This window comes from Kingella potus, assembly GCF_900451175.1.
Classification (GTDB): Bacteria; Pseudomonadota; Gammaproteobacteria; order Burkholderiales; family Neisseriaceae; genus Neisseria; species Neisseria potus.
Genome location: NZ_UGJJ01000001.1, coordinates 664,340 through 680,043 on the forward strand (window position 1 = coordinate 664,340; position 15,704 = coordinate 680,043).

General features: G+C 59.5%; 12 protein-coding genes. 3 read left to right on the forward strand and 9 right to left on the reverse strand.

The genetic code is table 11. The features are described 5' to 3' along the window. Positions 1–11 precede the first annotated feature (11 nt). The 7 genes from DYE40_RS02970 to DYE40_RS03000 all read right to left on the reverse strand — a co-directional run bounded on the left by DYE40_RS02970 (position 12) and on the right by DYE40_RS03000 (position 7,538). Positions 12–548: an NAD(P)H-dependent oxidoreductase gene (locus tag DYE40_RS02970; RefSeq protein ID WP_115307664.1), complete on the reverse strand. Its 537-nt coding sequence runs from the start codon at positions 546–548 to the stop codon at positions 12–14. Between the two features lie 158 nt (positions 549–706). Beyond that, on the reverse strand, positions 707–1,408 hold the full coding sequence (locus tag DYE40_RS02975; RefSeq protein ID WP_115307665.1) for a phospholipase D family protein: 702 nt from the start codon (positions 1,406–1,408) through the stop codon (positions 707–709). A gap of 77 nt (positions 1,409–1,485) precedes the next feature. Further along, positions 1,486–3,162: an energy-dependent translational throttle protein EttA gene (gene ettA, locus DYE40_RS02980; protein WP_115307666.1), complete on the reverse strand. Its 1,677-nt coding sequence runs from the start codon at positions 3,160–3,162 to the stop codon at positions 1,486–1,488. Positions 3,163–3,279: 117 nt separating this feature from the next. Further along, positions 3,280–3,405, reverse strand: a complete 126-nt coding sequence (locus DYE40_RS13070; RefSeq protein ID WP_280529854.1) for a hypothetical protein — start codon at positions 3,403–3,405, stop codon at positions 3,280–3,282. 165 nt (positions 3,406–3,570) lie between these two features. Continuing rightward, positions 3,571–4,566, reverse strand: a complete 996-nt coding sequence (rfaD, locus tag DYE40_RS02990; RefSeq protein WP_115308260.1) for an ADP-glyceromanno-heptose 6-epimerase — start codon at positions 4,564–4,566, stop codon at positions 3,571–3,573. Between the two features lie 171 nt (positions 4,567–4,737). Beyond that, positions 4,738–6,231 carry a ribonuclease G gene (rng, locus tag DYE40_RS02995; RefSeq protein WP_115307667.1) on the reverse strand — a complete coding sequence of 498 codons (1,494 nt, stop codon included), beginning with the start codon at positions 6,229–6,231 and terminating at the stop codon, positions 4,738–4,740. A 140-nt stretch (positions 6,232–6,371) separates the two neighbouring features. Next, positions 6,372–7,538, reverse strand: coding sequence for a trans-sulfuration enzyme family protein (locus DYE40_RS03000; RefSeq protein ID WP_115307668.1), 1,167 nt, complete (start codon positions 7,536–7,538; stop codon positions 6,372–6,374). Positions 7,539–7,704: 166 nt separating this feature from the next. Between DYE40_RS03000 and DYE40_RS03005 the strand changes: the two genes are divergently transcribed. Further along, the gene (locus DYE40_RS03005; protein WP_115307669.1) at positions 7,705–8,439 is read left to right on the forward strand and encodes a LytR/AlgR family response regulator transcription factor; all 735 of its coding nucleotides are present in this window, start codon (positions 7,705–7,707) and stop codon (positions 8,437–8,439) included. Between the two features lie 97 nt (positions 8,440–8,536). On the opposite strand, the gene DYE40_RS03010 is transcribed toward DYE40_RS03005, so the two are convergent. Beyond that, positions 8,537–9,274 carry a Maf family protein gene (locus tag DYE40_RS03010; protein ID WP_115307670.1) on the reverse strand — a complete coding sequence of 246 codons (738 nt, stop codon included), beginning with the start codon at positions 9,272–9,274 and terminating at the stop codon, positions 8,537–8,539. 108 nt (positions 9,275–9,382) lie between these two features. On the opposite strand from DYE40_RS03010, the gene DYE40_RS03015 reads away from it, so the two are divergent. Beyond that, positions 9,383–11,278, forward strand: a complete 1,896-nt coding sequence (locus tag DYE40_RS03015) for an autotransporter assembly complex protein TamA (protein ID WP_245944052.1) — start codon at positions 9,383–9,385, stop codon at positions 11,276–11,278. Next, positions 11,279–15,175, forward strand: a complete 3,897-nt coding sequence (locus tag DYE40_RS03020; RefSeq protein WP_115307671.1) for a translocation/assembly module TamB domain-containing protein — start codon at positions 11,279–11,281, stop codon at positions 15,173–15,175. Here DYE40_RS03020 and DYE40_RS12180 read toward each other — a convergent pair. Beyond that, a complete protein-coding gene (locus DYE40_RS12180; protein WP_147286562.1) occupies positions 15,085–15,588 on the reverse strand; it encodes a hypothetical protein in 504 nt (167 codons plus the stop codon). The genes DYE40_RS03020 and DYE40_RS12180 overlap by 91 nt on opposite strands. Between the last annotated feature and the right edge of the window lie 116 nt (positions 15,589–15,704).

Here is a 15,704-nt window from a genome sequence, read left to right on the forward strand (position 1 = left end):
GGGTTTTCCTTCTACGGCAATTCATTCAGCAAGGTGTGCAGGCGGTCGGCGTGGGCGGCGGCTTGGCTTTGCAGTTCGGCGGTCTCCATTTTGGCGACACCATACAGGCATTGCGGCGGCACGAACTGCATTTGTGCCAGATAGGCGGTTTGCGCGAGGTTTTTGCACAGTTCGCCCATCGGGAAATGGTGCTTGCCCAAGGGCTGGTATTGGTCTTCGGGCGAGCCGACGCTGATGCTGGCGATGAGGTATTTGTCTTTGAGTTTGTCGCCTTGGCTGCCGTAGGCGAAGTTGTGGGTAAGGACATGGTCAAACCATTGTTTCAGGATGGCGGGCATGTTGTACCAGTAAAACGGGTATTGGAAGACGATTTTGCGGTGGCGTAGCAGCGACTGCTGTTCGGCTGCGCGGTCTATGCGGAAATCGGGGTAGAGTGCGGACAGGTTGCGGATTTCCATGTGCGGATCAATCTGTTGCAGGCGTTCGGCGATGGTTTTGTTGGCAACGGATTTGTCGTAGTCGGGGTGGGCGAGGATAAGTAGGGTCATGGGGTTTTCCTTGTTTCGTTAAGATAAGCAGTTGAGCCATAGAAACAGTTTTTTGTGTATTTTATTGCCCGCTGGTCTGATAAACAATTGCCGTGCCGGTGGGGCAAGACCCACCCTGCGGGCTACCTGAAAACAGTTCAGGCCGTCTGAAAACGCAACTACAAAGCCAATCCGCTGTCCCACACAATAAAGTAGCCGAATCTTCCTTTTTTGATTTCGCCTCCTGCCTGCTTGCCTGCATCGGTTAGCGAATAATATTTTCCTTCCGACTGCTGCAAGCCCGCATCGCACAGTTTTTGGTTGCATTCCTGTGTGCTTATGCCTAATTTTTCGGCAAGTTTGGCAGTGGTCAGTTTGTCGTGGTTTTTGTTTTCACTGCCGTTTTCGGCGGTATTTCCGTCTGTTCCGCTGTTAACCGCATCCAGTGATACTTTTACTTCTTCGCTGATTCGGATAATCCTTTGGGCCTCTTCATAAGCATCCTGATAAATTTTCCCGTCTTCATCTTTGGATAGGAAAATGCCCATTTCGTGATTGTTCACTTGGCTGAATTCATACAGATTCAGGCTGGTAATGATGCAGGCCTGCTCGCTGATGTAGCATTTGGCATGAAGATTCGGGCAGTAGCTGATGCGTACATAATCCAGTGATTTGAACCATTTCATTTCGGAAGGGTTCAAATCGTTTTTGCCGTAGATAATGCGGATGTCGATTTTCATCCGGTTTTTGTCTTCCAGAAGCTCTTTCAATCGGTCGTTGAGCTTCCAATACGGGCTGATGAGAAACAAACGCTCGCGGGCGTTTTTAATCAGTTCTTCCAAATAAAAACTGGCGGCGGTAGTGGTTAGAAATTTTGCCATAAGATTTTCCCTTGTTTACTCGTTAAACATGCAACATAGGCCGTCTGAAAATTTTTCAGACGGCCTTTGGTTTTTTATCAGCGCGTTACAGGCTTATACCGAATCCGTTTCGGTTTCGCGCCCTCTTCGCCCAAGCGGCGTTTTTTGTCGGCTTCGTATTCCTGATAGTTGCCGTCGAAGAACACCCATTTGGAATCGCCTTCCGCCGCCAGAATGTGCGTGGCGATGCGGTCCAAAAACCAGCGGTCGTGCGAAATCACCATCACGCTGCCGGCAAATTCCAGCAATGCGTCTTCCAGCGCGCGCAGGGTTTCTACGTCCAAATCGTTGGACGGTTCGTCCAAAAGCAGCACGTTGCCGCCGGAGAGCAGGGTTTTTGCCAAGTGCAGGCGGCCGCGTTCGCCGCCGGAAAGATTGCCTGCGGTTTTGCTCTGGTCGCTGCCTTTGAAGTTGAAGCGTCCCAAATAGGCGCGGGCGGGGATTTCAAACTGCCCCACTTGCAGGATGTCGCGGCCTTCGGCGATGTTGTCGAACACGGTTTTGTCGTTTTGCAGGCCGTCGCGGCTTTGGTCGATAAGCGACATTTTGACGGTCTGGCCGATTTTCACTTCGCCCGAATCGGGGGTTTCTTTGCCGGAAATCAGCTTGAACAGCGTGGATTTGCCTGCGCCGTTGGGGCCGATGATGCCGACAATCGCGCCGGCCGGCACTTTGAAGCTCAAATCGTCAATCAGCACTTTGTCGCCGAACGATTTGGAAACGTTCACAAATTCAACCACTTCATTACCCAAACGCTCGGCTACGGGAATAAAGATTTCCTGTGTTTCGTTGCGTTTTTGGTATTCGTAGTTGGACATTTCTTCAAAACGCGCCAAGCGGGCTTTGGATTTGGCTTGGCGGCCTTTGGCGTTTTGGCGCACCCATTCCAGCTCCTGTTTCATTGCCTTGATGCGGGCGGCTTCGGATTTTGCTTCGTTTTCAAGGCGTTGCTCTTTTTGTTCCAGCCACGAAGAGTAATTGCCTTTCCACGGAATGCCGTGGCCGCGGTCGAGTTCCAAAATCCATTCGGCGGCGTTGTCCAAGAAATAGCGGTCGTGCGTTACCGCCACCACCGTGCCGGGGAAGCGCACGAGGAATTGTTCCAGCCATTCGACCGATTCCGCGTCCAAGTGGTTGGTCGGCTCGTCCAACAGCAGCATATCGGGCTTGCTCAATAATAATTTGCACAAGGCGACGCGGCGTTTTTCACCGCCCGAGAGCACGCCGATTTTGGTGTCCCAATCGGGCAGGCGCAGCGCGTCGGCGGCGATTTCCAATTCGTGTTCCGCGCCGCCGCCCGTGGACGAACCCGCTGCGATAATGGCTTCCAAGCGGCCTTGTTCTTCCGCCAGCGCGTCAAAATCGGCATCGGGGTCGGCATAGGCGGCATAGACTTCTTCCAGCCGCTTTTGCGCGGCGGCCACTTCGCCCAAACCGCTTTCCACCTCTTCGCGCACGGTTTTTTCGGGGTCGAGCTCGGGTTCTTGCGGCAGATAGCCGATTTTGATGCCGCCCATCGGCACGGCTTCGCCTTCAAATTCGGTGTCCACGCCCGCCATAATCCGCAGCACGGTGGATTTGCCCGCGCCGTTCAAGCCGAGCAGGCCGATTTTCGCGCCGGGGAAAAACGACAGGGAAATGTCTTTGATGATGGTTTTCTGCGGCGGCACGACTTTGCTCACGCGCAGCATGGAATAAACGTATTGTTGGGCCATAGATGCTCCTTAAATAAATGGGATGGGGAAAGGGAAAAAGGGGAAAAGGCCGTCTGAAAACGAGCGTAACGAGTTTCAGCAAAGCCAAAACAGGAAAACGCTGGGGCAAATGCGTTATCAGCCGCGTGCCATGAGCCATACAAAAGCCAGCCCGAACAGGATTGCCAGCAGCACGCCCACGGCAGCGGCAATCATGGCACGGCTGCCTGCGCGGGCTTTTTCCAGCTCGGTTTGCGCCTGCACCAAACGGGTGTTTCGGCGGCGGTCTGCTCGGGCGTGCGGGAATCGGGAATCCGGGACATGGCAATCCTTGCTATTGTTTGAAGTCTGTTGCTTGAGGCCGTCTGAAAAAGCGTTTGTCGGTTTTCAGACGGCCTTTTGCACGGGAAAAACGGTTTTCAGACGGCCTCAACGTGCCGCGAGCCATCCGACATAGCGCGACACGCCCTCTTCGACGGTGAGGAAGCCGTCCTGATAGCCCGCTTCGCGCAGGCGGGAAATGTCGGCTTGGGTAAAGCTCTGGTAGCGGCCTTTGAGTGCGTCGGGAAATTCGGTGTAGCGGATCAGACCATGCACCACCAAGCTTTCCAAACCGAGTTTTTCTTTGCCATCCAGGGCGCGGCAGGCGTTTACCGTGGCGGCGGCCAGCTCGTTGAAACTCTGGCTGCGGCCGGTGCCGAGGTTGAAAATGCCGGATTTTTCGGGATGGTCGAGAAAGTAGAGGTTTACTTTGACCACGTCTTCCACGCTGACGAAATCGCGGCTCTGCGCCCCGTCGGGATAGCCGTCGTAGCCGCCGAACAGATTGACGAAACCCTGTCCGCGGTATTGCTGGAAATGGTGGAAGGCCACGGAGGCCATGCGGCCTTTGTGCTGCTCGCGCGGGCCGTATACGTTGAAATAGCGGAAGCCCGCCGCCTGCGCACTCAGGCCTTCCTCCATACGGCGGCGCAGCACCTGGTCGAAAAGGAATTTGGAATAGCCGTATACGTTCAGCGGCTCTTCAAGGACGCGTTCTTCGCGGAATACTTTGCCTTTGCCGTACACCGCCGCGCTGGATGCGTAGAGAAACGGAATGCGCTCGTCCTGACACCAGTCGAACAGATCCAGCGTGTACTGGTAGTTGTTGTCCATCATGTAGCGGCCGTCGTGGTTCATGGTGTCGGAACACGCTCCTTCGTGGAATACCGCTTCGGTGTCAAACGGGAAAATGTGATCGCGCACTTGGCGGATAAATTCGTGTTTGTCGAGATAATGGGCGATGTCGCAGTCGGCGAGGTTTTTGAATTTCTGCCCGTCGGCAAGATTGTCCACGGCAACAATGTCGGTGATGCCGCGCCGGTTGAGTGCTTTGACGATGTTGCTGCCGATAAAGCCGGCCGCGCCGGTTACGATGATGGTCATGGGGTATCCTTTGTCGGGCCGCGCCTGCCTTGCGGGCGCGGTCTTTGCGAAAAGCAGCGATTGTAAACCAAAGCACGGCCGCCACAAATTTTTCGGGCGGCCGGACGCAAGCGGCGGATGCAAAGGAAAAGGCCGTCTGAAACGCACTTTTCAGACGGCCTGCCTACCTGCCTATATGATGACCACGTCAAACTGCTCCTGTGTGTAGCTGTTTTCCACCGCCAGCGAGATGGGTTTGCCGATGAAGTCGATGAGCATGGCCAGCGATTGGGATTCTTCGTCCAAAAACAGGTCGATGACTTCGGGCGAGGCGAGGATGCGGAACTGGCCGACATCGAAGCGGCGGCTTTCGCGGACGATTTCGCGCTGGATTTCGTAGCAGACGGTTTGCGCGGTTTTCAGACGGCCCCTGCCCTGGCAGGCGGGGCAGGGTTCGCACAAAACGTGGCTGAGGTTTTCGCGGGTGCGCTTGCGGGTAAGCTCCACCAGGCCGAGGCTGGTGAAGCCGTTGAGCGTTACGCGGGTGCGGTCGAAGCCGAGGGCTTTGGCCAGCTCCTGCAAGACGGCTTCGCGGTGTGCGTCGGAGGCCATGTCGATGAAATCGATGATGATGATGCCGCCCAGGTTGCGCAGGCGCAGCTCGCGGGCGATGGCGTGGCAGGCTTCGAGGTTGGTTTTGAAGATGGTTTCGTCGAAATTGCGCGCACCGACGAAGCCGCCGGTGTTCACGTCTATCGTGGTCATCGCTTCGGTGGCTTCGATGATGAGGTAGCTGCCGAAGTTGAGGCTGACGCGCGGCTGTAAGGCGCGGTTGATTTCGGCTTCGACGTTGTGGGTTTCAAACAGGGGGCGTTCGCCGGCGAAGAGTTTGATGCGCGAAGCCGCGTCTTGTACGTATTGGGCGGCGAAGTCCTGCATTTTGGCGAAATTGCCTTTGGAATCGACAAGGATTTCGCGGGTGTTGCCGTTGTACATATCGCGCAGGACGCGCAGGCTCAGCGGCAAATCCTGATACAGCAGCGAGCCGGCGGGGCGGGTTTTGGCGCGGGTGCGGATGTCCTGCCACACTTTGGTGAGGTAGCCGATGTCGGCCTGCAATTCGGCATCGGTGGCGGTTTCCGCGCTGGTGCGGATGATGTAGCCGTGGGCGTAGTCGGGCGGCAGCAGATTGTTGAGGCGGTCGCGCAGGTTGTGGCGTTCTTCGTGGTCTTCGATGCGCTGGGACACGCCGATGTGTTCTTCCTGCGGCAGGTGGACGAGAAAGCGTCCGGCCAGGGAAATCTGGGTGGAGAGGCGCGCGCCCTTGCTGTTGATGGGGTCTTTGATGACTTGCACGAGCAGCGTCTGCCCTTCAAAAAGGACGTGTTCGATGCGCTGGGTTTCTTCCGGCTTTTTGCGCTGTTCGAGAATGTCCACAATATGAAGAAAGGCCGCGCGTTCGAGGCCGATGTCGACAAACGCGCTCTGCATTCCCGGCAGGACGCGGCGCACCACGCCCAGATAGATGTTGCCGACCAGGCCGTGGCCGGAATTGCGCTCGATGTGCAGCTCGCAGATGTTGTTTTCTTCGAGGATGGCGACGCGGGTTTCCTGCGGCGTGATATTGACGAGGATGGTTTCGGGCGGGCGTGAGAGGTCTTTGGGTAGGGGGATGCTGGGCAACATTGGCGGGGCTTTCTTATTTTTCAGGGCGACATGATACCGAAACGGCAGGCCGCCCGAAAGCGAAAGGCCGTCTGAAAACGGCTCCGCCCTTTGCCGGAGTGCATTTTCAGACGGCCTTTCGCCGCTTTGGCAGGCTGGGTTTACAGCGTGGTATCGAGTGCCGCCGAAATGTCCGCCCAAATGTCTTCTACGTCTTCTATGCCTATGGAAAAACGCAAAAGGCCGGTGCGGATGCCGAGCTGCATTTTCACGTCGTGCGGCACGCCGCTGTGCGACTGGGTGTAGCAGTGGTTGACCAGGCTTTCCACGCCGCCGAGGCTGGATGCCATCGTTACCAGCTTCATATGGCGGATAACGCTGTCGGCGGCTTCGCGGCTGTCGTTTTTCAGGTAAACCGTTACCACGCCGCCGCATCCTGCTGCCATCTGCCGCCGCGCCAAATCATAATGTTCGTGGGACGGCAGGCCGGGGTAGAACACTTTTTCGACGGCGGGGTGCGCTTCGAGGCGTTGCGCGATTGCCAGCGCGTTTTCGCAATGCCGCTGCATCCGCAGGGCGAGGGTTTTGATGCCGCGCAGCACCAGCGCGCAGTCCATCGGCCCGGCCACGCCGCCGGTGTTTACCGCCATGGAGCGCATGGGTTTGGCCAAGGCTTCGTCTCTCACCACCACCACGCCCATCAGCACATCCGAATGGCCGCAGAGGTATTTGGTGGCCGAGTGGAACACAATGTCGCAGCCCATATCCAGCGGCTGCTGCAGATACGGCGTGGCAAAAGTATTGTCGATGCCGGCCAGCGCACCCGCAGCCTTTGCTTTGGCCGCCAGCGCGGCAATGTCCACCAGGCGCAGGAGCGGGTTGGACGGCGTTTCCAGCCACACCAGCTGCACATTGCCGTTTTCCGCCAAAGCCTTGTCGAGATTGGCCGGATCGGTGAGATCGGCAAACACCACGTTCACGCCCCAAGCCGCATACACTTCGGTCAGCAGATCGTAGCTGCCGCCGTAGATGTCGCTCACGGCCACCACCGTATCGCCCGGACGCAGAAAGGCGCGGAACACGCAGTCGATGCCCGCCATGCCGCTGCCGAAGGCAAAGCCCGCCGCGCCGTGTTCCAAAGCCGCCACCGTGTCTTCCAGCACCTTGCGCGTCGGATTGGACAGGCGGGCGTAGCGGAAAGGAATCTGCTCGCCGATACATTTCATGGCGAACATCGAATTTTGGTACACCGGCGGCATAATGGCGCGGTTGTGTTCGTCGGGATTGTAGGCCGCGTGTATGGCCTCGGTGGCGAAACGGTATTTCATCGGCAGCTCCTCTGCAAAAATGGGAAAGCGGCGATTGTAGGCCGTCTGAAAAAGGCCAGCAAGGCGGCCGGACGGGCGGCAAACGCGATTTGCGGTTGCCAGCGGCGGGCGAACCCGTTACGATTGCGGCCTCTGTATGATTCTGTAAACCAACGGTAGCCCAGCCATGCCCAGTGCCATCATTGTAGAAGACGAAATCCTTGCCGCCGAACGCCTGCGCGTCCTTCTGGACGAATGCGGAGTCGTCCTGCTCAAAACCTTCGCGCACGCCCAGCCCGCGCTCGAATGGCTCAGCGTCCACGAAACCGACATCGTATTCACCGACATCAATATGCCGGAAATCAACGGCCTTGATTTCGTCGAACGCATCAAACGCATCGCCAAAAAGCAGCCGCACGTCATCTTCACCACCGCCTACGAAGAACACGCCCTGCGCGCTTTCGAGCTGGCGGCGGAAGACTACCTGCTCAAACCGATCAAAATCGCCCGCCTGCAAGCCGCACTCGCCCGCGTGCAGAACAATATTGAAGAATCCGAAGACGAATTCAAAAGTTTCCAAGTGTTCAACCGCGAACGTATGGTCGAAATCCCCTGGCAGCAGGCGCGCTATTTGCAGGCCGACCAGAAAACCGTCTTCCTCATCACCGGCGACGGCTCGCGCTACGAGCTGCCCAAAACGCTGGTGTACTGGGAAGAACTCCTGGGCGACAAAGTCATCCGCGTCCACCGCAATGCCCTGGTGATGCGCCACACCCTCGACAGCCTCATCCGCCTTGACGACGACGAAGACGAAGGCAGCGCAAGCTGGGGCGCGAAAGTGCTGGACATAGAGGAAATCCTGCCCGTCAGCCGCCGCCAGCTCTCCGCCATCCGCCGCCTGCTGCGCGACGGCGGCGTATAAGCCTCCCGCCCGCACTCCGGCACAAACAGAAAAAGCCCGCATCCGCTGCGGGCTTTCTGCCGTATTTCCGCAAGGATGAGGCCGTCTGAAACCGTTTTCAGACGGCCTCATCCTTGCGCGCAAACGGCGGCGCGGCATATCCCGCCTGCCGCAGCAGGCCGCAGGTTTCGTACACCGGCAAGCCCATCACACCGCTGAAACTGCCGCACAGCTCCCGCACAAACACCCCGCCCGCACCCTGTATGCCGTATGCGCCCGCCTTGTCGAGCGGCTCGCCGCTCTGCACATAGGCCGCAATCTGCGCGTCGGACAAATCGGCGAAAGATACACGGCTGGCCTGCACCGCCGTATATTCGAGGCCGTCTGAAAACAGGCATACGGCGGTCAGCACTTCGTGTTCCCTGCCCGCAAGGCGGCGCAGCATGGCGCGGGCGTGTTCGGCAGATTCCGGTTTGCCGAGGATTTCGTTTGCCAGCACCACCACGGTATCGGCAGACAAAACGGGCGTGGCGGGCGGCGGCGCACCCGCTTCCCGCAGCAGGCGCAGGGCGGCGGCGTTTTTTTCCCGCGCCATACGCAAAACATAAGCGGCGGGCGGCTCGCCCGGGCGCGGCGTTTCGTCTATGGCGGCATCCAGCCGTTCGGTGCGGTAGCCGAGGTTTTCAAGGATTTCGCGGCGGCGCGGGCTGCCGGAGGCAAGGCAGATCAGCGGGGCATCCACAATACTTTCTCCCGTTACGGTATGCAAAGCGGCGATTATAGCCCTCGGCAGGCGGAAACACTGCCGGACGGCACAGCGCAGGCCGTCTGAAAACGCAGCGGCAAACGCACCCATGCTTTCAAACGGCCTCCTTCTGCCGCCTGTCCGCGCCCGTGCGTGTGAAAATCAAACGGTGTTACAATCCGCGCCTTTTGAGCCACCGCCCTCCACCGTTTCCCCGCCATGAACAAACCCGCCGCCCTTGTCCTGCTGATGTCGCTTACCCTGCCCGCCGCGCCCGCACTTTCAGACGGCCTCTCCGCCGGACAGGAAGCGCAGAGGCCGTCTGAAAACACAGAAGCGGCAGACAAAGACGCACAGCCCAAACCCTCATTGTTCGCACGGATAAAAAACCGCCTGCTGCCGAAACAGACGGTGCAGAAAAAAGGCGCGTTGCAGCCGAAATTTCCCGTTACCGTCGAAGCCGCGCCCGCCGACGTAAAAGAAATGCTGGAAGAACACCTGCCGCTGATTACGCAGCAGCAGGAAGAAGAGCTGGACGCGGAACAAATGGAGTTTCTTGCCGAGGAGGCACCGGAGCAGATACTCACCATGTTGAAAACCAAAGGCTATTTCAACGGCCGGGCAACAGTTTCGCGCAGCGGCGGCGGCTATCTGGTCAAAGTGGACAGCGGGCCGCAGACGAAAATCGCCAATGTCGGCATCGCCATACTCGGCGATGTGCTGCAAGACGGCAACCTCGGCGAATACTACCGCAACGCCTCCGCCGACTGGGCCCTGCCCGTGGGCAGCGTGTTCAACCAGGACGATTGGAGCAGCAGCAAAACCTCGGTGCTGGCGGCCGTGCGGCGCAAAAAATACCCGCTGGCCGAATTTTCCTCCACCCGGGCGCAGGTCGATCCCGCAAACCGCAGCGCGGATCTGTCGGTAACGGTGGACAGCGGCAAGCCCGTGTATTTCGGCGATTTCGAAATCAGCGGCACCCAACGCTATCCCGAAAGCGTGGTACGCGGCCTGGCGCAGTTTGACAGCGGCTCGCCCTACGATCTCGACAAACTTCTGGACTACCAGCAGGCTCTGGAACAAAACAGCCACTATTCCGGCGCGTCGGTGCAGGCCGATTTCGACCGCATACAGGGCGACCGCGTGCCGGTGAAAGTGTCCGTATCGGAAACCAAAAAACACAAGCTCGAACTCGGTTTGAGCTACGACTCGGAATACGGCCCGGGCGGCAAATTCGGCTACGACTACTACAACCTCTTCGGCAAAGGCTACACCGGATCGATTGTTACCAATGCCGACAAATACGAACAAACCATTGCCGCCGGCATCAGCCAGCCGCGCAACAACCGCGGCCACTACTTTACCGGCTCCCTCTCCTACAACCGCAAAACCACCCAAAAGCTCGAAACCGAAACCTGGTCGTCCGGCATCTGGCGCGTGCGCGACCGCAACGGCATCGAATCGCGCATCGGCATCGAATACGTCGAAGACAAATCCAAAATCCCCGACGCAAACGTCAATCTGGGACGCTCCTTCGCCACCATGATTACCGCCTCGTGGAAAAAACAGAACATCACCACCCAGCTTCGTCCCGAAAACGGCTACTACCTCGACATCAAAGGCGGCACCACCCTCGGCAGCCTGCTCTCCTCCTCCTCCATGCAGCGCATCGCCGGCAGCGCGGGCTACTACTTCACCCCTGAAAACAAAAAAATCGGCACCTTCGTTACACGCGGCCAAATCGGCTTCGTCAATGCCAAAAGCGACAGCGACACCCCCGCCATCCTGCGTTTCCGCACCGGCGGAGCCACCTCCGTACGCGGCTACGAACTCGACAGCATCGGCCGCGCCGGCCCCTCCGGCTCCGTACTGCCCGAACGCGCCCTCGCCGTCGCCAGCGCGGAATACCAATACCCCATCAACAAAAGTTTCTCCGCCGCCCTCTTCCACGACATAGGCGGCGCGGCGCACAGCTTCCGCGATATGCACCTCAAACACGGCACCGGCGTCGGCGTACGCTGGTTCAGCCCCGTCGCCCCCTTCTCCTTCGACATCGCCTACGGCCATCAGGACAAAAAAATCCGCTGGCACATCAGCTTGGGAACCCGTTTCTAAATGACACACACCGCAAACGACACGCAGAGGCCGTCTGAAAACCACACCGCCGGCGAAGCAAACCGTCCGCAGAGGCCGTCTGAAAAACCGGCCAAGCCCCTCCTCCGCCGCCTCGCCAAATATCTGCTCATCCTCATCCTCATCCTCATCCTGATTCTGGCCGGCGCACTCTGCTGGCTTGCCGCCACCGAATCCGGCCTGCGCTTCGCCCTTGCCCGCCTGCCGCAGCTCGGCGGCGTTTCCGTCCGCGCGGAAAACCTCAAAGGCACGCTCTGGCACGGCTTTTCCGGCAGCAAAATCAGCGTGCAGACCCCGGGTGCCGACATCGAAATCGACCGCCCCGCCCTGCAATGGCAGCCGCAGCGCGTCTTTTCAGACGGCCTCCTGCACATCCGCAGCCTCGAAGCCGGCGACATCCACATCCAATCCAAGCCCACCCCGCCCAAAGACAGCCCGCCCGCCAAACTGCCCGACTCAATCCGCCTGCCCCTGCCCGTACGCTTCGACAAACTCGCCGTCGGCAAAATCACCAGCGGCAAAAACCGCAGCGTCATCCTCAACCGCGCCGAAGCCGCCTACTTCTACGACCATGCCGCCCACACCCTGATCGTCCGCAATCTCGGCACCCCGTGGAGTGCAAACAGCGGCATCCTGCGCATCCAAACCGCCTCCCCCTTCGCCCTTGAAGGCCGCATAGGCGGCACCGCCGTGCTCAACGACATTGCCGCAAACGTAAAAATCGCCCTCTCGGGCAGCCTCGACCGCACCATCGTGCAGGCCGCGCTCGCAAGCGGCACCGTCAAACTCAATGCCGACGCACACATCGGCCCGTTTGAAAACCGCCTCGACAAACAAATCGGCGAAATCCTCATCAAAGGCAGCGGCATCAACCCCGCCGCCTTCGCCCCCTCCGCGCCCGACGCGCTGTTTGACTTCGACGCCACCATCGTTCCCTCGCCGCAGCAGGGACTCGCCCTCGAAGGATCGATAGACCTCACCAACACCGCCGCCCGCGCCGCCGACCGCAACGGCATCCCCGTGCGCGGCATCCTCGGCGAATTTACCGTAAACAGCAGCGGCGTACTTTCCGTGCAAAACATCGAAGCCGCCCTGCTGGAAAAAGGCCGCATCCTGATCGGCGGCAGCATGGACACCGACCGCAACACCCTCGGCCTGACCGCCGAGCTGAAAAACATCACCCCCGCCGACCTCCTCGCCGCCGCCTACGACGACGAATTTAACGGCACCCTCACGCTCGGCGGCAGCTACCTCGACCCCGAAGCCGCATGGGACATCGCCGACCGCCGCGCCAAAAGCACAGGCCGTCTGAAAACCGCCACCGACACCAAAAACGGCCAGCGCACCCTGCTCATACCACGTGCCGACATCACCACCGACGGCGAAGGCAGCCTCGGCCTGAGCGGCTCGCTCGAACTGTTCGGCCGCCGCCTGCTCAAAGCCGAAATCGGCAGCAAACGCTTCAACCCCGCCGCCCTGCACCCCGACCTGCCCGCCGGCAGCATCAACGGCAACATCGTTCTCGACGGCATCCTTGCCGAAGAAACATACGGCGGCAGCATGCGCTTCACCGACAGCACCCTCTCCGGCGTTACCCTCAGCGGCAGTGCCGATGCGCAATACAAAAACCGCCACCTCGAACGCGCCGCCGCCGACATCCTGCTCGGACGCAACCGCCTCAAAGCCTCCGGCAGCTTCGGCAAAGCCGGCGACCGCCTCAACCTCGACCTCGCCGCCCCCGAACTCGACAAATTCGGCTTCGGACTCGCCGGCGCGTTAAACGCCAAAGGCTACATCGAAGGCAGCGCGGACAAACCGTCCGCCGACCTTACCGGCAGCGCGCGCGGCCTGCGCATGAAAGACGCTTTCGCCCTCAACGAGCTCGACTTCAAGGCCGCCGCCTCCCCCGATTACAGCCTCCCGCTCAACCTGCAAATCCGCGGACGCGGCCTCACCGCAGGCGGCAAAGACGGCACCCGCATCGACAGCGTCAACGCCGCCGTCATCGGCAGCGGCCTGCGCCACAGCATCCGCGCCGACGGCAGCATGGCCGCCGCCGGCAAAAGCTACACCCTCGATCTGCAAGCCGACGGCGGCCTCGACAAAACCAACCGCTGGAAAGGCACGGTCGGCAAACTCGACCTCTCCGGCGGCTTCAACCTCAAGCTGCAAAACCGCCTCACCCTCGAAGCGGGCGCGGAGCGCGTCGCCCTCGGCCCGGCGCAATGGGCGGCGATGGGCGGCCGTCTGAACATGAACGGCTTTGTCTGGGACAAACGCAGCGGCATCACCGGCAAAGGCAGCGCGTCCGGTCTCAACGTGGCCGAATTGCACAGCTTCTTCAAGCCACCCGTCGAACACAACCTCGTCCTCGCCGCCGACTGGGATTTGTCATACAGCCGCGACGCGCACGGCTACCTCAACATCCGCCAGCAGTCCGGCGACATCGTCCTCCCCTACCGCAAGCAGCCCATCGGCCTCAGCGGCCTGATTCTGCAAACCCGTTTCCAAAACGGCCGCATCGACAACCGCCTCTCCGGCAAAACCCGCTACGGCGAACTCACGGGCGAAGTCGGCATCAGCCAGCAGTTCGGCAACGCCATTACCGCCGCACCCGTATCAGGCCGTCTGAAACTCGACATCCCCGACCTTGCCGCCCTCAAAAACCTGATGCCCGTCGGCCAAACCGCCACCGGCAGCCTTGCCGCCGAAGCCGTCATCGGCGGCCGCGTCGGCGAACCCCAGCTCGGCGGCAGCCTCAACGGCGACAAGCTCTATTATGTCAACCGCGAATACGGAGTCATCCTCGACAACGGCAGCCTGCGCTCCCGCTTCGTCGGGCAGCAATGGCAAATCCAAACCCTTGCCTTCCGGCGCGGCGGCGGCAGCGTTACCCTCTCCGGCAGCGCGGGCTGGGGCGGCGGCATCCCCGTTGTCGACATCAACGCCCTCTTCGACAAATACGAAATCCTCGACAAGCCCCGCCGCCACCTCACCGTCAGCGGCAACAGCCGTCTCGTTTACAACGAAAAAAGCGGCATCGGCCTCGAAGGCCGTCTGAAAGTGGACGAAAGCCGTTTCGGTATGCAGAAATCCGGTATGCCCGTGCCGGACGACGACGTAGTCGTCCTGGGCGAGCCGCCGAAAGAAACCGGCACCGCCGTTCCCATCAGCATGAATCTGCTGCTCGATCTGAACGACAACGTCCATTTCAAAGGCGAAGGCGTGGACGTAACCCTGGGCGGCCAGCTCACCCTCACCGCCCAACCCAAACAAGACATACAGGGCGTGGGCACCATCAAAGTCGTCAAAGGCAAATACAAAGCCTACGGACAAGACCTCAACATCACCAAAGGCACGGTGTCCTTCGTCGGCCCCCTGTCCGACCCCAACCTCAACATCCGCGCCGTGCGCAACCTCTCCCCCGTCGATGCCGGCGTGGAAGTCGTCGGCAGCCTCAGCAGCCCGCGCGTAACCCTTGTCGCCAACGAGCCCATGAGCGAAAAAGACAAGCTCTCCTGGCTGGTGTTAAACCGCGCCAGCAGCGGCAGCGACGGCGACAACGCCGCCCTGTCCACCGCCGCCAGCGCATTCCTTGCCGGCAAACTCAACGACAAAATCGGCCTCGTCGACGACTTCGGCCTCACCAGCCGCACCAGCCGCAACGCCCAAACCGGAGAACTCAACCCCGCCGAACAAGTCCTAACCGTAGGCAGGCAGCTTACCAACGAACTCTATTTCGGTTACGAATTCGGCCTCAACAGCGCAAGCCAAACCGTCAAACTCGTTTACCAGCTCACCCGCACCATCCAAGCGGTTGCCCGCGTCGGCTCCCAGTCCTCCGGCGGCGAAATCAAATACGTCATCCGCTTCGACTGAAAAAGGCCGTCTGAAAAGGCCGTCTGAAAAGGCCTTCTGAAAAAGGCCGTCTGAAAAAGGCCGTCTGAAAAAGGCCGTCTGAAAAAGGCCGTCTGAAAAAGGCCGTCTGAAAAAGGCCGTCTGAAAAAGGCCGTCTGAAAAAGGCCGTCTGAAAAAGGCCGTCTGAAAAAGGCCGTCTGAAAAAGGCCGTCTGAAAAAGGCCGTCTGAAAAAGGCCGTCTGAAAAAGGCCGTCTGAAAAAGGCCGTCTGAAAAAGGCCGTCTGAAAAAGGCCGTCTGAAAAAGGCCGTCTGAAAAAGGCCGTCTGAAAAAGGCCGTCTGAAAAAGGCCGTCTGAAAAAGGCCGTCTGAAAAAGGCCGTCTGAAAAAGGCCGTCTGAAAAAGGCCGTCTGAAAAAGGCCGTCTGAAAACCGCATATGCGGTTTTCAGACGGCCTGCTAAACGTTTTGCAGCGCAGATTCCTGCCGGCTTACGCCCTCGGCAGCCGGCGGTACAGGCGCGGCGGCAATCATGGCATAAAACACCATTCTTT